This window comes from Fundicoccus ignavus, assembly GCF_009659375.1.
GTDB lineage: Bacteria > Bacillota > Bacilli > Lactobacillales > Aerococcaceae > Fundicoccus > Fundicoccus ignavus.
Map to the genome: position 1 here is coordinate 33,882 of NZ_WJQT01000017.1, position 21,422 is coordinate 55,303.

20 protein-coding genes are annotated in these 21,422 nt (G+C 35.3%); 4 read left to right on the forward strand and 16 right to left on the reverse strand.

Annotation, left to right across the window (positions count from 1 at the left end):
- Window positions 1–43: 43 nt before the first annotated feature.
- Window positions 44–1,030: a diaminopimelate dehydrogenase gene (locus GF867_RS10430; RefSeq protein WP_153833050.1), complete on the reverse strand. Its 987-nt coding sequence runs from the start codon at window positions 1,028–1,030 to the stop codon at window positions 44–46.
- Between the two features lie 361 nt (window positions 1,031–1,391).
- Complete coding sequence (holA, locus tag GF867_RS10435) at window positions 1,392–2,408, reverse strand: DNA polymerase III subunit delta (protein ID WP_366927816.1); 1,017 nt, start codon at window positions 2,406–2,408, stop codon at window positions 1,392–1,394.
- Between the two features lie 140 nt (window positions 2,409–2,548).
- Between holA and GF867_RS10440 the strand changes: the two genes are divergently transcribed.
- Window positions 2,549–3,298 (forward strand): gamma-glutamyl-gamma-aminobutyrate hydrolase family protein, encoded by a 750-nt coding sequence (locus GF867_RS10440; RefSeq protein ID WP_153833051.1) that lies wholly within the window; start codon window positions 2,549–2,551, stop codon window positions 3,296–3,298.
- 62 nt (window positions 3,299–3,360) lie between these two features.
- Here GF867_RS10440 and GF867_RS10445 read toward each other — a convergent pair whose 3' ends face one another.
- The 3 genes from GF867_RS10445 to GF867_RS10455 all read right to left on the reverse strand — a co-directional run bounded on the left by GF867_RS10445 (window position 3,361) and on the right by GF867_RS10455 (window position 6,098).
- Complete coding sequence (locus GF867_RS10445) at window positions 3,361–3,714, reverse strand: glycine cleavage system H family protein (protein ID WP_153833052.1); 354 nt, start codon at window positions 3,712–3,714, stop codon at window positions 3,361–3,363.
- A 174-nt stretch (window positions 3,715–3,888) separates the two neighbouring features.
- A complete protein-coding gene (locus tag GF867_RS10450) occupies window positions 3,889–5,097 on the reverse strand; it encodes an FtsW/RodA/SpoVE family cell cycle protein (protein WP_153833053.1) in 1,209 nt (402 codons plus the stop codon).
- Window positions 5,094–6,098, reverse strand: coding sequence for a YihY/virulence factor BrkB family protein (locus GF867_RS10455; protein ID WP_153833054.1), 1,005 nt, complete (start codon window positions 6,096–6,098; stop codon window positions 5,094–5,096). The genes GF867_RS10450 and GF867_RS10455 overlap by 4 nt, the downstream gene beginning before the upstream one ends.
- A 170-nt stretch (window positions 6,099–6,268) precedes the next feature.
- On the opposite strand from GF867_RS10455, the gene GF867_RS10460 reads away from it, so the two are divergent.
- On the forward strand, window positions 6,269–6,961 hold the full coding sequence (locus GF867_RS10460; protein WP_153833055.1) for a histidine phosphatase family protein: 693 nt from the start codon (window positions 6,269–6,271) through the stop codon (window positions 6,959–6,961).
- Between the two features lie 107 nt (window positions 6,962–7,068).
- Here GF867_RS10460 and GF867_RS10465 read toward each other — a convergent pair whose 3' ends face one another.
- The 3 genes from GF867_RS10465 to GF867_RS10475 form a co-directional block, all read right to left on the reverse strand.
- The gene (locus tag GF867_RS10465) at window positions 7,069–8,820 is read right to left on the reverse strand and encodes an ABC transporter ATP-binding protein (protein ID WP_153833056.1); all 1,752 of its coding nucleotides are present in this window, start codon (window positions 8,818–8,820) and stop codon (window positions 7,069–7,071) included.
- A complete protein-coding gene (locus tag GF867_RS10470; RefSeq protein WP_153833057.1) occupies window positions 8,807–10,549 on the reverse strand; it encodes an ABC transporter ATP-binding protein in 1,743 nt (580 codons plus the stop codon). Before GF867_RS10470 ends, GF867_RS10465 begins: the two co-directional genes overlap by 14 nt.
- Window positions 10,550–10,887: 338 nt before the next feature.
- Window positions 10,888–11,706, reverse strand: a complete 819-nt coding sequence (locus GF867_RS10475; RefSeq protein ID WP_172974010.1) for an MBL fold metallo-hydrolase — start codon at window positions 11,704–11,706, stop codon at window positions 10,888–10,890.
- A 171-nt stretch (window positions 11,707–11,877) separates the two neighbouring features.
- Between GF867_RS10475 and GF867_RS10480 the strand changes: the two genes are divergently transcribed.
- The gene (locus tag GF867_RS10480; RefSeq protein ID WP_153833059.1) at window positions 11,878–12,834 is read left to right on the forward strand and encodes a 2-hydroxyacid dehydrogenase; all 957 of its coding nucleotides are present in this window, start codon (window positions 11,878–11,880) and stop codon (window positions 12,832–12,834) included.
- A 353-nt stretch (window positions 12,835–13,187) separates the two neighbouring features.
- Here GF867_RS10480 and GF867_RS10485 read toward each other — a convergent pair whose 3' ends face one another.
- From GF867_RS10485 to GF867_RS10520, 8 genes are all read right to left on the reverse strand, one after another.
- Window positions 13,188–13,508: a hypothetical protein gene (locus tag GF867_RS10485; protein WP_153833060.1), complete on the reverse strand. Its 321-nt coding sequence runs from the start codon at window positions 13,506–13,508 to the stop codon at window positions 13,188–13,190.
- Between the two features lie 152 nt (window positions 13,509–13,660).
- Window positions 13,661–16,072, reverse strand: coding sequence for a carbohydrate binding domain-containing protein (locus GF867_RS10490; protein ID WP_153833061.1), 2,412 nt, complete (start codon window positions 16,070–16,072; stop codon window positions 13,661–13,663).
- A 29-nt stretch (window positions 16,073–16,101) separates the two neighbouring features.
- On the reverse strand, window positions 16,102–16,368 hold the full coding sequence (locus GF867_RS10495; RefSeq protein WP_253940803.1) for an ABC transporter permease family protein: 267 nt from the start codon (window positions 16,366–16,368) through the stop codon (window positions 16,102–16,104).
- Between the two features lie 76 nt (window positions 16,369–16,444).
- Window positions 16,445–17,797: a carbohydrate ABC transporter substrate-binding protein gene (locus GF867_RS10500; RefSeq protein WP_153833062.1), complete on the reverse strand. Its 1,353-nt coding sequence runs from the start codon at window positions 17,795–17,797 to the stop codon at window positions 16,445–16,447.
- A 508-nt stretch (window positions 17,798–18,305) separates the two neighbouring features.
- Window positions 18,306–18,665, reverse strand: coding sequence for an ROK family protein (locus GF867_RS10505; RefSeq protein WP_153833063.1), 360 nt, complete (start codon window positions 18,663–18,665; stop codon window positions 18,306–18,308).
- Window positions 18,666–19,105: 440 nt separating this feature from the next.
- The gene (locus GF867_RS10510; protein WP_172974011.1) at window positions 19,106–19,693 is read right to left on the reverse strand and encodes a 3'-5' exonuclease; all 588 of its coding nucleotides are present in this window, start codon (window positions 19,691–19,693) and stop codon (window positions 19,106–19,108) included.
- 80 nt (window positions 19,694–19,773) lie between these two features.
- Complete coding sequence (locus GF867_RS10515) at window positions 19,774–20,262, reverse strand: GNAT family N-acetyltransferase (RefSeq protein WP_153833065.1); 489 nt, start codon at window positions 20,260–20,262, stop codon at window positions 19,774–19,776.
- Window positions 20,263–20,544: 282 nt separating this feature from the next.
- Window positions 20,545–20,844 carry a hypothetical protein gene (locus GF867_RS10520; RefSeq protein ID WP_153833066.1) on the reverse strand — a complete coding sequence of 100 codons (300 nt, stop codon included), beginning with the start codon at window positions 20,842–20,844 and terminating at the stop codon, window positions 20,545–20,547.
- Window positions 20,845–20,920: 76 nt separating this feature from the next.
- On the opposite strand from GF867_RS10520, the gene GF867_RS10525 reads away from it, so the two are divergent.
- Entirely contained in the window at window positions 20,921–21,298 is a 378-nt protein-coding gene (locus tag GF867_RS10525) for a MerR family transcriptional regulator (protein WP_172974012.1), read from the forward strand.
- The last annotated feature ends 124 nt before the right edge of the window (window positions 21,299–21,422 follow it).

Sequence of the window (21,422 nt, forward strand, 5' to 3'; positions counted from 1 at the left end):
CTGCTAAACAGAATTTAATGGCCTGGGCTAGTCTGAGATTTTTTTACAAGTAATTTTTACGTAATTCTTCAGAGCTTTGATGTGATAAATCGTTTAACGTCACATCAAAAACAGTTTTTGCCCCTTTATCACCTTTAAGCTTCATTTTATATGCTGCTCTTGCATATGCCACGAGCACGCTTCCAGTAAATTCAGGATTTGAGCCTAAATTCAAATTAAACTCAAAGTTTTGTTGAGTTGCTTCACCCGTTACACCACTTCGCATCACCATACCACCATGCGGCATAGAAGAATGATTCTCTTTTAATTCTTCTTCACTAATGAAATGAACGGTTGTATCATAATCCGAGAAATAATCTGGCATCGTTTTGATTTGTTGTTCAATTATTAAGGCATCGGCACCTTCCTCCAAAACAACGAAACATTCTCTTTGATGTTTTTCACTTGTGCTTAATTCTGGTTGCTCACCACGACGTACTTTTTCAACCGCTTCTTCGATTGGCAATGTATACTGAACACCGTTCTTCACGCCCTCTAGACGACGAATCGCATCTGAATGTCCTTGACTCAAACCCTTACCCCAGAAAGTATAAGTACTACCTTGTGGTAATACCGCTTCAGCTAAAACACGGTTGATTGAAAACAAACCTGGATCCCAACCAACTGAAATAATACTCACATGCTCTGAAGCTTGCGCAACTTTATCAACAGCATCAAAATGCTCGGGAATTCTAGCATGAGTATCAAAACTATCAATGGTATTGAAGTAGGCTGCTAACATTGGCGTTTGTTTCGGCAAGTCTGTAGCCGATCCACCACACAAAATCATCACATCAATGTTATCTTGGAAACGAGCAATTTCATCAATTGAAAATTTGGGTGTGTCTGGCGCTACTGTTTGAACGCTCGCCGGGTCTCTTCTTGAAAAAACAGCGACTAATTCCATATCAGTCTGTTGCTTCACTGCATATTCCACTCCACGACCTAAATTTCCATAGCCACAAATACCAATTCTAATTTTTTCTTTCATTTTAACACTCCCCTATTTTCACAAAATATTATCGGAAAACCTCGGACGAAACCGAGGACTTTAAATTCTGTTTAGCAGTATAACTTGATTATATCACTTTACTTTTGTTGGCAAACTTAACGTAGATCAGCGAATTGTTTTCCATAGCGGTACAAAGGGCAATCCAACGTTACTAACAGAATCGCTTGCTCTGACTCTGAGCACAGCGAAGTAGACAGAGCCTAGCCGATTGAGCTGGAAAAGCACGAACGTCAGTGAGGCTTCGAAAGCGACCTCTGCCTTGGATAACAATAAGCTGAACGCAGTACAAAGTCTGATAAATCAACATAAAATTTATAAAACCTTATATTATAAAAAAATTCTACATCGCCACCATTTTCGTTAGCAATAAATAAAAATGTGTTTCTTTTATCCCTATACCGGTCTTCATTTGAAAATCAACTTCAATTAATTCTTCATAAAATTTACTTAAACTAGCCAAAGACAATCGTCTACCAGATTGTAAAGCTAATTTTACACGATACGGATGAACCCCTACTTCTTTTGCAATATCAGCTTCTAAGAATCCTTGCTGATTCAATATTTTACTTTGAATAATCAAACGAAATTGTGACACAATCAATGCATGTAGAGCAATAGGTTCATGCTTCATCAAAATAAGATCTTGATAAATTTGCACTGCTCGCTCAACTTGCTTTTTCATGACAGCATCTGTTAATTCAAAAACATTAGACTCTAGCGTTCGAGGAACTAAACTACGAACAATCTCAATTGTGATGGGCTGGCCAGTTAAAGCGAAGCTTTTTAATTTCGCAACTTCCCCCATCGCTTCTGTTAATTGATAATTCACTCTTATAAGCAATTCATTAATCGCTTCTTTCGTCATATTGAGTTGTTCACCCTCAATAAATCTTTGAACATAGCGTGAAACTTCTTGTTCTTTCAACGGATTGACTTCTACAAAGCATGTAGTTTTCTGGAAAGTTTTTGACAATTTTTTACGTTTATCAATTTGTTCAGATGGAATCAGAAAAACTAATACGGACGCCTCGTTAGGATTGTTAAGATAATCCAATAAACGTTTTTCTTCTTTAGGTGAAAGCTTTTGATTTGACTTAGCATTCAAAAATTGAACATTCTCCACCACGATTAAACGGTAATCTGAAAAGAAAGAAAACATTTCAGCTTCATCTAATACAGCATCTAGACTCTGTTCATCCATGTCTAACTTCGTCATGTCTAAATTATCCGCTTCACCGAACTGACTCATTAAAGTTTGTAGCAACTCTTGTTGTAAAAATAATTCAGTCCCCATAATGCCATAAACTGCACTAAGTTTTCCTTGTCTAATACTTTGCAAAGCTTTTTGATAATCCACTTTATCACTCCTTACGCTATTGAAATATTATAACTCATTTTGGTATTAATTACTAAACGCAACCTTCAATATTTTTAGAAGTTTGGCCCTTAAAGTTTTGTAAGGTATAATATAGCATACTCTTTTGAAAGGAGCATTTTATGCAAAATAAAAGTATCATAGGCATTACTGGAAACACTTCAGCTTTAACAAACGATGATTTCGAAGCCTTTAAAATAAATTATTCTTCAACCGGTTTCTCTTCAGCTATCAGCAAAGTTGGTGGCGTACCTATTATTATTCCAATTAATGACCCTGCTTTTGCTAAGGAATATATTCAAATGGTCGATGGTTTATTATTAACTGGTGGCCAAGATGTGTCACCAATGCTTTACGGCGAAGAGCCACGTCAAGTAATCGGACCAACCTCACCAGATCGTGATCGCGGAGAAGTAGCACTAATTAAAGAAGCAATCCGCCAAAAGAAACCTATCTTAGGGATTTGTCGTGGTCTACAACTAATTAATGTTGTATTAGGCGGTAGTCTATTACAGGATTTATCCGAAGATAACTCAATAACTCTACAACATGTCCAAAAATCACAACCAGAATTTGCGACACATTCTATTAAAGTTAAAGCTGGTACACATATCGCTGACATTATGCCTAATAATAGTTTTGTTAACTCGGTCCATCATCAAGCAATTAAAGAATTAGGCGCTGGACTAACCGTTTCAGCCTGGAGTCCTGATAATGTAATCGAAGCAATCGAATTGGTTGATGATGATCAAAGCATCATCGCCATTCAATGGCATCCTGAACTAACATTCTTAAATGATAATGCCAGCCTTGAGATATTTGCTGATTTAATTAAACGCGCACAGAATTGTTCGGCTAATCAATCGAAATAGCCAACAATATATAGTAAAGACTCTATTCATTATCAAAAGATAATAAATAGAGTCTTATTTTGTTAAGCTTTGAAATTCTCTAACTGATCAAATACCGTCGAATCAACTGATTTGACTTTAACAATCCAATTATCAGTTTTAGATTCAGAATCTAATAAATTCGTTGAGGTTTCAGCTGCTTCATTACGCTCAATAATTACTGCATTGAATGGAGCTGGTATCTCTATAGCTGCTTTTGATGCTTCCAAATTTAAAATCGTCTCATCTTCAATTATTTCTCCTAAATCAGCAATACTTGCATAGCTAATTTCGCCTGCTTCATCTTGTAAATCTGGTGTTAAACCTATTGTATAAATTACTTCGTTATCGATAACTTCTCCAGCTTCAATCCATAGTTGATTCGCAATTTTAATCATACCAAGCCCTCTTCTCTATTTATATAACAGTTTTCGAGAAACTGTACTAACAACTTCTTGCTATTTTTCATTATACCTTCAGCAATTATAAGCGTCAACCTTTGTAAGAAAAACAAAAACCAAGCTGTAAATTACTACAAAATAAAATTCAGCAGTAAACAGCTTGGAAAATGATTAGTCAAAATTAAATTGATCGTTATTTGAGAACATATAGCTACGGTGGTGATAGCGCATTGATAGGATAAGTCCTACCCCAATCATATTACTTAAGAGAGCCGATCCCCCTTGAGAAACGAAAGGCAATGGAATACCAGTGATTGGTAATAAACCAATTGTCATCCCAATATTTTCCACAATATGGAAAAGAATCATTGAAATAACACCCGTTGCGATATAAGTATAAAACTCATTTTTAGTTTCAAAACAAGTTTGAACCATTTGATAAATTAAAACGAAATAGATAAACAGTAAAACCGATCCGCCTAAGAAACCAAAGTTTTCAGCGATTGTCGTGAAAATAAAATCCGACTCGCGAACAGGGACAGAAACCTCTGAAACACCGAATCCTTTACCAGATAATTGACCTGAACCTACTGCCATAATACTTTGCGCTAGTTGGTAACTATTTCCTTGTGTATCGCCAAATGGATTTAACCAACTATTGATACGTTCTAATTGGTATGAATGGAAAAAACCTGAATCTAATAGAATATCTGGATAAAAAGCTGCTAAAACAATTAACCCGCCTCCAAATAAAACAACGACTGAAATAGCTGGCACTAATATTTTCCATGAAACGCCTGACATTAGTACCGTTCCAGCTACAATACTTAAGACCACCAAGTTAGTTCCTAAGTCGTTTTGTAACTGAATTAAAATAACTGGTGGTAAAGAAACTAAAGCAATTTTACCGAGTAATATCAAGTCAGTTTTCACCGAACGATGAACGACTTTACTATTATGTTCTGTTACAACACGTGCTAAGAACACAATAAAGGCTGGCTTAAATAACTCTGAAGGCTGGAAAGAAAATGGTCCAATACTAAACCAACTCTTCGCACCAGTTGATGCAGCTGTTTCTCTGTCATAGAAGAATAAAATCAACACTAGCAACAGCATCCCAGCACCGTATAAGAAAGTGGACAATTTCCAATACTGTTCGCTATCGAACTGAATGACCACAATAATCGTCAGTGCTCCCACTGCATACCATAAAGCATGTAATAAGGTTGGGGTGATATTACTCCCTTCAATCACAGTTGTCGTAGCATAAACACTTACAATTCCTATGATTGCTAATATTAATACATTTAAGATTATCCCATAATCAACTCGCGAATCTTGCGATTTTGATAATCTTCGAGATTGATGTCTACTTGTCATCGAGATCTCGTACTCCTTTCATTATCAGATGTAACAGCACCTGATGTTGGTAATTTATTGATAATTTCGTGCTTCAGTCCAGGCATCATTCCGCTATTATGGCGAAATTTTGGACTGTATGAAGCAAATGAATGATATTTCGTCGTTTCCTCAACCAAATGCCAATAACTCATTTCTTTAAAATCATGAATAAAGACATTTAGATAGGCACCAATACACAATACCATCGCATTAAAGTAGAGCCAAATAATCACAACGATGAAAACACCAATTGTACTATTACTGGTCGCTACATTGCTTGCAAAACCCAAGTATATATTAAACAATTGAGAAACTAAACCAAAGCCAACTATAGCGAAAAAGGCACCTGGTAAAGAATACTTAAATTGCCAATTAATATTAGGGATAAAGTGATAGATTACCGTCATCAATAAGAAGAGACTCAGGAGAGCGATAATACTACCTTGTTGGACAAAACTATTCCAAAAGAAGAGCTCAACTTGAAAAAAGTTCTGGATTAATTCAAGAATTGTTTCGCCAAAAATTAGCAGTACAGATAATGTACCAACTAGTAAAACAATAGCTAATGTGAAGGCATAAGCAAAGCCGCGTGCTAGAAAAAAATTTTTCCGAGGTTCCGCTTTATATATTGTATTGAGTACTCTTTGTAATGTATTAAATACATTTGAAGCTGGCCATAATGAAATTACCAACCCCAAAGAGAATATTCCTGAACTTGTATTGCCAAGATAACTCTTCAACAATGGCATCAATGCGGTTTCTACCTCATTGGGTAAAGCTTTCTCGATTGCTATAATGATATCCTGTTCTGACAAAGGTAGTATAGCAATCACATTAGCAAGTGCCAGCATAATAGGAACAATTGCCCAAATAATATAGAATGATAATTCTGCGGCATAGGTCGTAAATTTCAATTGCTGTTTATTCACTTGAAAAGTCTTCAATAAGCGATTTAGCAGCGTTGGCTGTTCAACTTCCATTGTTTCATCCCCTTCTGGACTTTTCTAACCCTTTCAGATTAACATAATCTGCACTAAATTGCACTCTCGGTCATCAGATTTAAAATAAATTTGAGAAACTCCTCTTTACTTAGACAAGCTATCATACAAAGGCTATAATAGAAGTGTAAATTACTGTGGGAGGTTTTCAAATGTCAAAAGGAGTTACTTTTTATTTCATGCGTCATGGTGAAACATTCTTTAATCTTTACGGTCGTATGCAAGGTTGGTCAAATGCACCCTTAACGGATAACGGTATTGTTGATGTTCACCGTAGTGGTAAGGGTTTAGCAAATATTAAGTTTGATGCGGTTTATTCAAGTGACTTAATGCGCACCATTGAAACTGCACAAATTATTCTAAAAGAGAATAATTTTGCGGAGCACTTGAAGATTTCACCTATGAAAGAATTTAGAGAAGTCCACTTCGGTTCATTCGAAGGCTTAGAGGCTCATAAAGTATGGCGAGATGTTGAAGAAAACGTTCGTCTGAAGCACGGTTTACCAGTAGGTAATGATTTTCAAATTGAAGCAGCTTTGAATTCTGTTAAAGAATTAGACCCTTATAAACATGCAGAAAACTATGCTGAATTCTGGAATCGTGTCGAATCAGGTTTACTACAATTGTTAAACAAACACGCCGGCACCAATCAGAATATTCTAGTTGTATGCCACGGCATGACCATTCGAAACTTGTTACACGGTTTAATCGCTGACTTTGATAAAAAAGATGCATTGGATAATGCGTCCGTTTCAATTGTTCAATATCAAGATGGGCATTTCCAAATGTCTGCTTATAATCAAACTCATCATTTTTCAGAAATTGCTGAAGAAGCAGCAGAGTAAAGTAAATTTAGAAAAGCTCCATTGAATCAGTTATCAAAAACCGATTCAATGGAGCTTTTCTTCTATTATATATAGTTATATTTAAAGTAATACTACTCTAATTTTTTTTACACAGTCGCTGCCTTGGCTTGCATATGAAACATCTCAGCGTATTGACCTTCTAAGTTCAATAACTCTTGATGATTACCATGTTCTTTAATCATACCTTGATCCAGAAGAATAATCTGGTCTGCGTTTTGAATCGTTGAAAGACGGTGAGCGATAATAAATGTCGTACGCCCTTCCTTTACAACATTCATCGCATGTTGAATCACTTCTTCTGTCTCAGTATCAATATGAGAAGTCGCTTCATCTAAAATTAATATCTTGGGATTGCTTGCTAAAGTTCTCGCAAAGGAAATTAGTTGTCGTTCACCAGATGATAAAGATTGCCCTTTCTCAACTACCGGTGTATGAATACCCAATTCTAATTTATCGATCATTGGGCGAGCTCCAACCTTATTAATCGCATCTTGAATCATTTCTTCGGTAATGGATGCATCATTCATACTGATATTGCTCGCTATCGTCCCAGTAAATAAGTAAGGTTCCTGCAAAACAATTCCCATTTCATCCCTAACACTCTCGCGATTAAACTCCCTAATATTCTGTCCATCTAACAATATTTGGCCTGATTGCGGATCATAGAATCTAAACAATAAGTTGATAATCGAACTTTTACCAGATCCTGTATGTCCAACTAAGCCAACTGTTTCTCCTTGTGCGACTGAAAAGTTAATGTCTTTTAAAACAGTCTGACCCGTTTTATAACCAAAATTTACCTTATTAAAACTAACTTGTCCTGCTTTTACAATTAATTCACGTTCACTATCTTCTTCAATCGGTGTATCCATCATTTCAAACACGCGATGTCCAGCAACCAGTGCTTGTTGAAACATAGTCATCAGACGTACTATCATTGTGATTGGATCAAAGATTCGGTTCACATAATCAATTAAGATAAATAGTACTCCCATTGAATAACCTAATATTCCTTCGGTAAACAATGTTCCTAAATACACCATAACCAATAAAGTCACAGTATTTTTTAGAAAACCTGATAAATTCCAGGTTAAAGTCGAATCAATATAGTTCGTTTTACGTCTTGAATCCAACCATTCTTGATTTGTTTTTTCAAAATCATCTGCCATTGATTCTTGTCGCTGAAATATTTGAACAATTGAAGCACCTTGAACGATTTCAGCTGTTTGACTATTCATTTCACTCACTGACTCACGCCAACGGTGGTTTAAAGGTTGAATCATTTTCATATAACCTAATTGCCAAAGAACAAAAATCGGTAACATGATTAACATTGTTAATCCAACTGGTCGACTTACTAAAATCAATGCTACATAAGTTCCAACCACTTGTACAACTTGTAATAAAACTTGGGTCGAAAAATTTTGATAAAAATTTTCTCGTAAGACCTCTGTATCATTTACAATTCTAGCTGATATTTTAGCTGCCGGTTTATCGTCGAAATATGAAATAGGTAAATTTTGCATGTGCTCATGTACCTCATTACGAATAATACGACTGATATCGTTCGAAGCAAAAGCTAAAATCAGAAAACTTCCATATCCAATGACCGCACTTAGTATAATCAAACCTAAATACTGAACAAAAAATGTAACGAGTATATTTAGCTCAATCACTTCAGCTTCTTGTGTTTGAAGAGATACATAGTTAATTAGGCGGCTACCAATAATTGGTGCATAGATTGTTAAGGCTGCCGATATTAATAATAAAAGTATCCCGATTAAATAACTAAATTTTCGATATTTTACATAACTTAATAAACGATTAAATGTTTTCATGGTTCACCTCCATCGTCTGTTGTTTTTGATATTGTTGGTAATACCAACCTTTATTATTTATTAACTGATCTGGTGTTCCGGCTTCGACTACTGTACCATCTTCAATCACCAATATATTATCCGCATGTGCAACTGCCGATAAACGGTGCGTCACTATAATCGTTGTTTTATTGTGGCGAATTTGTTGAATATTGCCAATAATCGCCTGTTCTGTCTTCGCATCAACTGCAGACAGCGAATCATCCAGAATGAGTAACTCTGGTTCACGAATCATAGCTCGTGCCATCGAAACTCTTTGTTTTTGACCACCAGAAATTGCGACACCTTTTTCGCCAATTAAAGTATCTAATCCTTCGCTCATACGCAAGACATCTTTTTCAAAATCTGCTGTTCGGATTGACTGAGCGAATGTTTCTTCCGTCGCATCAGCGTTACCAAATTCAATATTATGTTTTACTGATTTAGAAAATAGAATATGTTCCTGAGGTACATAGCCAATTAATTTTTCAAGCGCATTTATATCATATTGACTGATGGCAACGTTGTTCATTAATAGCTGCCCTTTCTGTCCATTAGGATATTGTCTTAATAACTGTTTAATTAACGTTGATTTTCCGCTCCCAGTCTTACCAACAATTCCTAATGTTTCACCTCTTTTTAAGGTGAAGTTAATGTCTTTAAGTACGGCTTGTTTGTCTTCAGGATAAGTAAATTGATATTGGTCAAACTGAATCGCTTCAATTTGATCAATTGGTAATATTCCTTGTTTATCAACTAGGTCATCTGCAGTTTCTAATTCGTTTATTTTTCGATATGAAACTTTTCCTTGTTGATAAATTCCTACTAGTTCAGCCATTCCCCAAATCGTTCCATTTAAGAAACCTAAATAAATTTGAAACGTGACTAATTCGCCGATTGTCATTTGAGTTTTCCCCACAAGATAGCCCCCATAAAGTAATCCGATTGCAATGGACAAGCCTGAGAATAGATGTGCAACTTGGCGAAATGCACCGTTTATCCAAACTAATTCGTTCGCCTTCCCCATCACTTTATGTGTTTTCTCTTGAAATCTTTTTTGTTCTAATTGTTTCTTACCATATGCACGCATCACACGTACACCATCGACTACTTCTAATACCTCGTTACTTAGCTTAGCAACTTCATCACGACTGTTTTCATAACGTTTATCTAATTCCATTCCTAAGTGGTAAATAATAAAACCAAAAATTACTAAAGGAATAATACTCAATAAGGTTGCTTGCCAAGAAATTGTCGTGACCATTATTAGAAAGACACCAATTAATAATGAGCCGTCTGCCACGACTAACATAAAACCATAGCCAATCGCAGTCCCCATCATATCAATGTCTGTCGTCATACGCGTCATCAGATCACCTGATCGGAATCTTTCAAAAAACGGAGCTCTTAAAGTCAATAAATGACGAAACATCTTTGTTCTTAATTCTGTTTGATATTTCATCGATTGACCAAAGGTTAAAATAACCCATGTGGCCTCCGTTAAGTAAATAAAAATCATTGTAATACCAAAAATCATGAAATATCGCATCATATCTTCTTTAATCAGGTTGTTTTCCACAATACCATCAACAAATAGTTGAATAATATAATTCGGAATTAAATATAGTAAACTTGATATAATTGCTAATACACCCGCTATTACATATTGGACGGGATTTTTCTTAATATATTGCCATAAAGCTAATATCATCTAATCATTTGCCTCTCTTTCTGCTTGCGAAACCTTTCGTGTTGCTATTTTTGCGCACAAAAAGGCCTACACTTCTAGAAGGAACTCTTCTTTCAGCATAGGCCTATTCATAGACTTATTCACAAAAATATTGTCAATAAAATATTATTCGATTGCATATAGCAAGCAATTAGATTTTATTAACCACGAAAGGAGTTTGTTTATTCAATTTTACTTGTTTTGTGTTCAATACTAAGTTAATCATCATAATTGCTCCTTTCAAATTTTTTGTAATCTTAATTACAATGTTTAATCTACTATACCTTGAAGAAAAAGTAAATAAAAATTTAATTTTTTATTTATAATTTATCATCGCGGTATAAAATATTCCCAACGGGAATCATTTGATATTTGTTCTTCGTCCGATTTGGGCGAGCTGAATACGAGATATTCCCTGACATTCTGATTCGAATTTTATCGTCAACACCATGCAGAATATTATTTGCTAACAAAATATTATTAGCCAATACATCTTTTGGCAATTCATATTCACTATGATTGATCAAGACTCGATCAAACATCTTCTCAAATTCTCGTAAGTGCAACAAGCCTTGCAGATGTTCTCGAATAGTTGTACTGGCATCTAAATTTAATAAGGTTGGGTCTGAACAAGCATCACCAAAAATAGCTATTTTTTCTTCTGGTATGACGATGCAAATAATTCCTTGTGCATGACCAGGCACTAAAACTGGCTTTAATGTAACACCGCCTAAATCAAAGACATCTTTTTCAGTGATTGGTAGAAATGCTTCTGTACGTTGTGGTAGCCACATCGACATATCTTCGTCCAGAATGCCTAATTTTTTGACAACGTGTTGACGTATTCTGCGACGATTTTCAATTGAACAATCTCTTTCCGCAGCAACAAACTCTCGGGGATGAATATATACTGTCTCAAATTGTACACTGCCTCCAGCATGATCTGGGTGTCCGTGAGTCAAAATGACTTCATAAGGCAACGTCGTGAGTGTATCGACAAACGCTTTTAAATCACCATAGCCAAACCCTGTATCTAAAAGAATCGCCTTGTCGTCGCCTTCGATTAAATAGGCACACACATAGGGCATTTCAATTCGTGTAATTCTATCTGTGACTTTTACTGACTTAAACAACTCCATGCTCTCTCTCCATCTCAATCTATTTTCTGACTTGCTTGTATATTTCAGGTGGTTCGTTTCATAATCTGATATAATGAAATCATACATATTTTGCTATACCTGAAACTAGTATACTCTTTTATCAGGTTTTCGCCAAGATTTGAACATTAACATAGAGAAAGGAAGTTTTCATTGAAAGTTACTTTATTAGAACCACTTCGTGTACCTGAAGCTTTAATTCAATCTTTAGGTCAAGGCATTACTGAGCGAGGTCATGAATTTGAGTATTACTCCGATAAAACGACTGATCCAGCAGAATTAATCAAACGCAGTCAAGGAGCAGATATCGTGATGATTGCGAATAATCCTTATCCGGCGGAGGTTATTGAAGCACTGGATCAACTAAAATTAATTAACGTTGCTTTCACTGGTGTTGACCACGTCGACGCTAGTGCCACTAAAGCAAAGAATATCGCGATTGCGAATGCCGCTGGCTACTCTAATCAAGCTGTCGCTGAATTAGTCATCGGCTTAACCTTAGATGTTTATCGCTCAATGACTCAAGGCGATTCAGATATTCGACAAGCAGACAACTTCCCTGGTTTAATCCAAGGTAGAGAAATCAAAGGTAAAACTGTCGGAATTATCGGAACTGGTAAAATTGGCTTGATGACTGCTCTATTATTTAAAGCTTTTGGCGCAAATGTTATTGCTTATAGCCGTTCAGAGAAAGCCGAAGCATTAGAAATGGGCATTGAATACAAGAGCCTAGATGAAGTGATGGCCGAAAGTGATATCATCTCAATTCACTTACCTCTAAATGATTCGACACGTGGTACAATTTCAAAAGAAAAACTTGAACTGATGAAAGAATCAGCCATACTCATTAACTGTGCTAGAGGCCCAATTATTGATAATGAGGCTTTAGCTCATTTGCTGAATGCTGGTAAAATTGCTGGAGCTGGTATTGATGTCTTTGATATGGAACCACCTATTCCTTCAGACTATCCGTTATTATCAGCAAAAAATACTGTGCTGACGCCACACGTAGCTTACTTAACAGATGAAGCAATGGTTTTACGCGCTCATATTGCGTTTGAGAATACATTAGCTTATCTCGACGGCAAACCTCAGAGTATTGTTAATTGAGTTACAATATACTAAGATGAACCCTTTGGGTTCGTCTTTTTTTAGCATGAGGAACTTACGTTTTAAATTATATTAGACTGTCTTTGTACTTTGATCACCCTGCTGGTTTTTCAAAAGTGTTATATAGCTCAAGTGGCGTAGCTTACTCTGACTATTAATAAAGAAAGCGAAGTAGACAGAGCCTAGCCGATTGAGCTGGAAAATCTCTCACAACCTTGAGAATTTGAAAGCGACCTCCGTCCTGGAAAAATTAAGCTGAACTTAGTACAAAGCTTGATAAATCAATATAAAACTTATAAACCCTTATATTATAAAAAAAGCCAACCAGCTAATTGCTGACTGACTCTTAAAAATTAACGGGTGCGACCTTTTCTAAAACCACTACCGCCCAATACGCCATAATTGGCATATCCTGCAAATCTAACTAATTGATCTAAGTTTGAAAAACGATTTTCATGCAAAAACTTAGATACAATGAGACCTGCAGCTTTAGCATCCGATAAAGCGTCGTGATGCGTTAAAGGTATGCCATAATTACTACAGTATCGTGTCACCATAGCGGTAGTGATGACAAAATGATATTTGATATTTACTAAAGAATTTTTGGATAGTTTACCTACGCCTTCAACTTCAATAAATTTATTTGCTCGTAAATTTTTATCTATCGCACCCAAATTTCCGTCTGCTACCGCTTTATAAAATAATTACTCTTCTGATAATTTGCGGTGCTTTATCCCGATTTGTTCTAAATCGGAATTCATAATCCATTTATCATTCAACGGGTTCATTTTAACACCTCAACTTCATTCCATTTATTGTCTTTTCTTTAGTTTACTTCTTCTAGTTCGATATCGTCAATCACTACGCGATGTTCTTGTTCGATAACTTTATCTTCCACAGCACCTAACGAAATACTCAACATCGCTTGCAAATCATCTGGTTCTTCCATCGCAAATTCATAACTATACTCTTGATAGTCAGCCTTTAAAGGAACAATCTGTTCTGGCAAATAAGTCGTCCAAACATCATCAGCTTTCCCATCTCGTTGCAAAGCATACATAATACTACGATCCACACTACTTTTGGCCTTAAAGGTTAAGCGATAAGTCTTCCCTTTTATTAAAGGAACTTGTTCTTGAATCAATTGAATTTTCCAAGCTTGGTCTCCTGTATTATATATCGTAAAATCAGCTGCATTGTCCTCATTCAAGCTATCCACCACAACCGTTGCATTAGCAGAAGCATCAATAAATGTATTATAACCCGTTAAGCCCGCATCAAAGCTTCCATTTTTAATTAAACGATTTTCTTGCACTTTTACATTATCGACTCTGACTTCATTCACATTATCAAAGTTTAGAATTAGATCGGTATTATCGATCTGATTCTCCTCTAAAGTAAAGCTATAACGATAAGGATTTAACCCTTTTTCTACAGGTAACTCGAATGTAGATTCACCAATCTTACCTTTAAGTGTAAAGTCTTCTTCAGCTTCAATATCTAGGGAAATTTCATACTCTACCCCAGCATCTAATGGTAGCTGCTCTTGCATTAAGGTACTCTCCTTACCTCCAGCAATAATTAAACGGCGACCGTCTTCCAACGGAGAAATAGCTTCTTCAATTGAACCACCGTCCCATTGCCAAAAACCAATATGATAGTCACCCTCTTGGAATTTACCATTATAAACATAATTACCATCTGATAATACGGTTTTACTTTCGGCCGTATCAGAAGCTTCAGTTTTTTCTAAACGCTTCACACTGACGCCTTTTAAGTAAAATGGAGAGGCTTCATCGTAGGCTCCTAGATTAAACTCTAATCGTCCATTTTCATCTGAAGCTTCATTCATTGTAAATTCAAACTCAAACATTTGTGGTTCTGAGGTTAATTCAAGTTCTTGTTCCTCAAAATAACGAATATAACCATTATCTGGACCGGTCAGATTCACTTTAACCAAACGTTCTTGGTCACTCCAAGCCGTGAAGCTAACTTGATATTGATAATTTTGTTCCATTGGCAAATTAGCTTGAACTAACTGCACACTATAATCCACCTCGCCCGCAGAAGTGGTATTAATCGATAACTGATTATCTGCAATACTCGCTTCTGCCTCGCCACCTTGCGTGGTCAAGAAAACCCAATTGTCTTCATCCAATAATTCTTCGCTTTCTGAAAAATCACCATTAACAATGTAGTTGCCTGATTCATCGGCTTCACGTGCAGTAAATTCTTGTAAAGGTTTTTTAACATTTTCATCATAAGTTTCTTTTTGATAAACTCTGACATAATCAATATCAAAGGATTGTCCTTCAAATTCAGTTGAATCATCTGGATAGCCAATCCAACTACCACCTACCGCTAAGTTTAAAATCACGTAAAATTCTGAATCAAATGGCGCAGGGTAGGTAATTTCACCTTGTCCTTCTGTCTTTGAATACCATTCGCTTTCAGAATGAATCAATTGGCCATCGACAAACCAATTGATTTTTCCAGGTAACCATTCGAGTGCAAATATATGATACTCTTCGTTAAAATCGCCTTTAGTCAATTGCATTTCGCCTTGACTTTCACGATGTGGATTACCGTAATGGATTGTTCCATAACTTTTAGTCGTATCACTACCATGTATTTCCATGATATCAATTTCACCAGCACGCGGCCATTGTCCATAGACATTTTCATCTGCAGACATCAACCAAAATGCAGGTAAATAGCCTTGCCCTTTAGGGACTCTTACTTTCGCTTCAAAAAAACCATATTTAAAATTTTGTTTGTTTTGTGTATTAACACGACCAGAATAATACAGGTCTTGACCATCAACTGACTCTTTTACTGGTTGAATTACTAATTTTCCATCATTTACTTGTAAAACTTTTTCATCATCAATATATTCTTGCCACTCTTCATTTACCCAACCAGGCTCATGCAATTCAACATTCCAATCATCACGATTTAGTTGATCTCCCTCAAATTCATCGCCCCATACAAAGCCATACTCTTCAAAGTTAACTCCTTGCTCTTGGTATTTTTCAAGGTACTCACTAGCGTATTCCACTTTAGATGTTCCTTCATTTGAGCTTTCTGTCGTTGTTGAATCGTCTGATTTAACTTCTTGTGTTTCAATCGATGTTTCTTCCACACTTGTTGAATCCTCTGCTAAGATATTAATCGGTGTTAAATTACCTAATGCCATAATCGATAATAAAGACAACCATTTCTTTGAACTTTTTTTCATCTATAACGAACCTCTTTCTCTATATATTTTTATTCCTTCACACTTCCTAAAGTAACACCAGCAATGATGTACTTAGATAACAACAGATAAACAATCACAATAGGAATGATAGCAACCACAATCATCATATAAACCTTCGCCATATCGAAGTTCATAAAGTCCGCTCCACGTAAAGTCGCAATTAAAACTGGCACAGTCATTTTGTCTTTTGAGTCAATAATCAATGCTGGAATAAAGTAATTATTCCATGCTCCTACGAAAACGAAAATGGATTGAACCGCAATCGCTGGCTTCATTCCCTCCAAGAAATAAAGCGAAGTAAAGCAAGTTATCGACTGCTTACTTCGCCTTATTAAATATTATTTTATTTGATTATTCTGGCCATTTAATTTCAGTAATTTCTGGATGGCGTTCTTTAATCGCAGTTTCAAAGTTTGCTTTTGCTTCATCAAATGTAACTTGTTCTTGGAAGTAATCGCCAAATGTATTTTGAATTTCTTCCACACACGCTTGGTCATAAGCTGATAATGGTGCTACTTTAATATTTTCGGCAACAGGTGTAAAGTAAGTAAATGGATTTTGTCCACCTAAGAATTCATGTGAGAAGGTATCATCTTCACTTACTTCTTTCATACCGCTTTTAGTATTGGTAAAGTCTAAGTACTCTTTAGAAATCTTCATTAAGTTATCTTTATTTGCTGTTAATTCCATGATGATTTCTTTTGCATGTTCGACATTATCTGTTCCAGCAGCTGCATGAATGTAAGAACCACCCCAATTAAATTCTTGAGGAGGTGTAGTTACTGCCCAAGAATTTGCTTCGCCATTCCAGTTCGGTTTTAATACGAAGTCAATACCCCAAGCTGGTAATAAGAAAGCAAATGATTTAGATTCTGAACTCATCGCTTTATTCCAATCATCATTCCATTGCGCTTTTACTGTCTCATCAAAATAGCCTGCGTCTTTCCATTCTTTAGAATCATTTATCCAATCAAGAATTTTTTGATCGACATTTATAACAGTTGAATCTTTCTCAACCCATGGATGTTCAATCGCATTACCATATAAACGGAAAGTATCAGCATAAGAAGAGAAAACATGATAACCTTTATCTTTTAATTCCTCTGCTGTTTGTTTTAATACATCCCAATTTTCAGTCTTTTTAGCAATTTCTGCTGGATCATCGGTTCCGAAAACTTCTTTAGCGATATCACGACGATACACTAATAGCCCTGGTGTTCCTTGCCAAGTAGATCCTCTTTGAACGCCACTTTGATCAGAAGGTGTTGCTTTAGCGAAGTCAAATTGATCCGCTAAGTCTTTTTCTGGATCAATGCCTAAATCCATTAGTGGCATTGCCACATCAACTGCTTCGTCAACGTATTTATTAACATAGTCAGTTTCAGATAAGAAAACATCTACTTTTTCATCGGCACTAGCGTCTGCTTGTCTTAATAATGCCTCGTCTAATTTTTGTTGATATACACCATCTTGATTAAGATTTACAATCCAGTGAATCTCAGTACCATCTGTTAATTTTGTTACGGTTCCATCTTCAGATGTACTTTCTACTTTAGAATAAACTGCCGTTACACGGTCACGAAATTCATTATTCCATGAATAAATATTAATTACTTTACCTTCTTCAGCATTTACCTTAACTAATGATGCTGCAGACGATAATAAAACTGAACTAAGTGTCAATGCTAAACAACTTTTCGCCAACAATTTTCTCGTAAAACCCCTCCTAATTATTGCCATTAATTACTTAATGTCATTTGATGTCTTTATCATATCAATATTTTATGACAGTGGTTACTATGTCTCTGACCAAAATAGCATATTAATGACATTAAAGTATCCGCTTACATTATCAAAAAATATATAATTTTAAAATAATCTCAAAATATTCAAATTATAATGTTTATTAGAAACATTATATAAACACCGTTAAAACAGTATTTTACCTGTATTTCCGCAAACATTAATGTTTTATATTTTATTCTTAATAATGTTGATATTTTATCATTATAGCAATAAAACCGCATAAAAACGACATTTTTATCATCAAACAGGTACAAAAAAAGACATTAGAAGATAAATTAATTTTTCATTTCTAATGCCGTCCAATAAAAATAAATTGAAATTGATTAATATTAGTTAATCCATAAATGAATCTAGTCACTTAAAATTTAAATTCGTAAGCTATCTTCCATTTATCTCAATTATTGCTCTAATCTGTTGTATTTTGATAATTAACCGCCGCACCAATTAAGTTCGCATTTTGCAGAAATTCACAACGATCAATCTTAATCTTCAAATCACCTGCACCGTTTGCTTTTAAATAGTGGTCAAGCTTTACTTGGATGGGGGATACAAAATCATTTCTTTGTGAGATACCCCCTCCAATTAAAATGAGTTCAGGGTCTAGCATTAAAGCCACATTATACATACTTCTAGCCAAAGTATCATGGACTTCCTCAGCACCTACCTTCGCTTGTTCATTCCCTTTAGCTGCTAAGTCAAATAAGTCTTTGGCTGACACTATAATTAATATGTTTACTAAGTGCCTTGCATACGCTTTTAAAGGCATGGAAATAGATTCTCATCTTATCTAAGATTAAGAACAGAGCTCATATTGGGCTCTTGTTCTTTTCAATTAACGGAATGGACGATTACTTTCGCATTCAGTGGACGACAACTCCGCATTTGGTGGACGAAAGTTCCGCACTGATGGACGATTCCTAGTGCCGTATTCAGTCTTTGTACTTTGATCACCCTGCTGGTTTTTCAAAAGTGCTATATAGCTCAAGTGGCGTAGCTTACTCTGACTATTAATAAAGAAAGCGAAGTAGACAGAGCCTAGTCGATTGAGCTGGAAAATCCCTCAAAACCTTGAGAATTTGAAAGCGACCTCCGTCCTGGAAAAATTAAGCTGAGCTTAGTACAAAGCTTGATAAATCAATATAAAACTTATAAACCCTTATATTATAAAAAAAGCCAACCAGCTAATTGCTGACTGACTCTTAAAAATTAACGGGTGCGACCTTTTCTAAAACCACTACCGCCCAATACGCCATAATTGGGATATCCTGCAAATCTAACTAATTGATCTAAGTTTGAAAAACGATTTTCATGCACAAACTTAGATACAATGAGACCTGCAGCTTTAGCATCCGATAAAGCGTCGTGATGCGTTAAAGGTATTCCATAGTAATTCGCAATCGTACTTAATTTATAATTATAAAAGTTCTTACGTACTGCCCTTGCAAGCTGATAAGAACAAGCATATTTAATGGCAGGTATTTCTAAACCATAACGATTAAAATTATCTTTCAAAGCGCCCATATCAAACGTTGCATTATGAGCAACAACCGGTCGCCCTCCAATAAAATCTTCAATTTGTTTAGTTATATCATAAAATCTCGGAGAAGAAATAACCTCATGCTCTCGAATGCCATGAACATGAATATTCGCCAATGAGAAACTTTCATCTGGATTAATCAGTTGGTAATAACTGTCCAATATTTCGCCATATTTGAAACGTACCATTCCGATGGAACAAATAGTATAGCGATTCTGATTGGCCGTTTCAACGTCCAACGCGACAAAATCATGCATACAACAACCTCTTTTCTTAATCATCTACCCATATTAAACTTCTTATAAACGAAAAGCAAACTGGACTCGAAATTGTCTACTTAATCATTATTAATCAATGAATAAATCATTGTAAACGTTTCTTCATCCTCGGTATAAATTTCGAAGCCTAGCGCTAGATACAACGTCAAAGCTCGGTTAGCCTTTTGCACAGATAACGATACTTGTTTGTAGTCTTTGTCTTTTAGTAATTGGAACATACTCTGTAATAATGTACGCCCTATCCCCTTACCACGATATGGGGATAGGATAGAGATATTCAATTCTGGAGTTTTACTATCCACATGCCCATAGCCTTCAACAAGTCGTACCCAAACTAAGCCAATTGGATTTTCTCCATCATAACTTGCAATGGCATAATCGCCTATCAATTGGCCAAATTTATCAATATATTTATTGAGTTCTGCTGTCTCGACAATCGAAAATGGAAAGAGATTCTTGGGATTCGGTTGAAATAATGCCTCATAAAGAAACTTTTGTAAAATTTGATATTCAAGTGCATTCACTTGCTTTATAGTGTAATGTTTCAATCCATGTCTCCTTTTATTTGGATTATATTACGAAAAAAAATGGAACTCAAACGTTCTTTTGAATTATTGAAAAAGATACTTTAAGTGGTTAATACTTTCCCTGTAATAAGCATTTATTTTATAATAGTTACATATAACGCAAGCAATAGTAAGAAACTGAAAATAACAAGAAATCAGGTAAAACACTGTTAAATTAGTGTTTTACCTGAATTTTTAGAAACTTTTCATAATTAAGGTATGATAACTTCTAATAATTGATTTATTCAACAATCATTAGTTATCTTATTTCAACCAATTCCATACGAATACAAGCGTAATTGAAGTAATTAATCGGACAATCAGATGTGTCCAATGGAAAGAGTTTGTTGTCACTCCCCTGAATACTGCAAAAATGATAAGAGCAATCAATCCAAAATACAATAGCCATTCTGGATCAGTTTTTACCGCAAATATCATTAAGCAAAGACTTAACAAAATATAGATTGGATGCGACCAATTGAATTGTTCAACCTTAACTTCTTCCCCAACAGCAATTACAGTAAGTAAACCATACAAAAAAATAAATATTCTAAATAAAATCATGAAATTCTCCTTTACTATTTGATATACTTATCTTAAAAGATGGAGTATGGTCTACGTCAAGAGAAAGGTAATCACAATGAAAACAAAAGATATTACTAAGTTATCTGGTCTATCAAAAGATACAATTAGGTTTTATGAAAAATTAGGACTTGTGAAACCTAACAGGGAAAGTTATTCCAGAGAATATGCAGATGCTGATTTAGAAAGATTAGAACAAATTAAACATTTAAAAAGTTTAGACTTTACGCTTTCTGAAATTAAGTTGCTTGTTGATATTGATGAAAAATATCAATCAATTGATGAAATTCACTCAATGACACATGATGATTATCAAGAAATCATCCAACTATTAGATAATAAAGTAAACTACTTAGAAGAAAAATCTAAGATGATTGAAGCTGGCTTGGCTAGGCTAAAAGTTATGCAAGAAAAAATTAAAAGCATAAATAATTGATTATTCCGCGCTCTCAGATCCACCTCTCCAGCAGGACGAGTCTTTGGATAGCCATTTCGAGTCCACTAGTCCGCATATCAGGTTCATTTGTTATTCTGTTTGAGCATTAAATTCGCGCATATTC

Coding starts and splice junctions, on each gene's coding strand:
- GF867_RS10460 (WP_153833055.1), top strand. CDS start 6,269: ATGTCAAAAGGAGTTACTTTTTATTTCATGCGTCATGGTGAAACATTC.
- GF867_RS10495 (WP_253940803.1), bottom strand. CDS start 16,368: ATGAAGCCAGCGATTGCGGTTCAATCCATTTTCGTTTTCGTAGGAGCA.
- GF867_RS10465 (WP_153833056.1), bottom strand. CDS start 8,820: ATGAAAACATTTAATCGTTTATTAAGTTATGTAAAATATCGAAAATTT.
- GF867_RS10490 (WP_153833061.1), bottom strand. CDS start 16,072: ATGAAAAAAAGTTCAAAGAAATGGTTGTCTTTATTATCGATTATGGCA.
- GF867_RS10450 (WP_153833053.1), bottom strand. CDS start 5,097: ATGACAAGTAGACATCAATCTCGAAGATTATCAAAATCGCAAGATTCG.
- GF867_RS10445 (WP_153833052.1), bottom strand. CDS start 3,714: ATGATTAAAATTGCGAATCAACTATGGATTGAAGCTGGAGAAGTTATC.
- GF867_RS10440 (WP_153833051.1), top strand. CDS start 2,549: ATGCAAAATAAAAGTATCATAGGCATTACTGGAAACACTTCAGCTTTA.
- GF867_RS10430 (WP_153833050.1), bottom strand. CDS start 1,030: ATGAAAGAAAAAATTAGAATTGGTATTTGTGGCTATGGAAATTTAGGT.
- GF867_RS10525 (WP_172974012.1), top strand. CDS start 20,921: ATGAAAACAAAAGATATTACTAAGTTATCTGGTCTATCAAAAGATACA.
- GF867_RS10520 (WP_153833066.1), bottom strand. CDS start 20,844: ATGATTTTATTTAGAATATTTATTTTTTTGTATGGTTTACTTACTGTA.
- GF867_RS10510 (WP_172974011.1), bottom strand. CDS start 19,693: ATGCATGATTTTGTCGCGTTGGACGTTGAAACGGCCAATCAGAATCGC.
- GF867_RS10455 (WP_153833054.1), bottom strand. CDS start 6,098: ATGGAAGTTGAACAGCCAACGCTGCTAAATCGCTTATTGAAGACTTTT.
- GF867_RS10475 (WP_172974010.1), bottom strand. CDS start 11,706: ATGGAGTTGTTTAAGTCAGTAAAAGTCACAGATAGAATTACACGAATT.
- GF867_RS10470 (WP_153833057.1), bottom strand. CDS start 10,549: ATGATATTAGCTTTATGGCAATATATTAAGAAAAATCCCGTCCAATAT.
- GF867_RS10505 (WP_153833063.1), bottom strand. CDS start 18,665: ATGCCTTTAAAAGCGTATGCAAGGCACTTAGTAAACATATTAATTATA.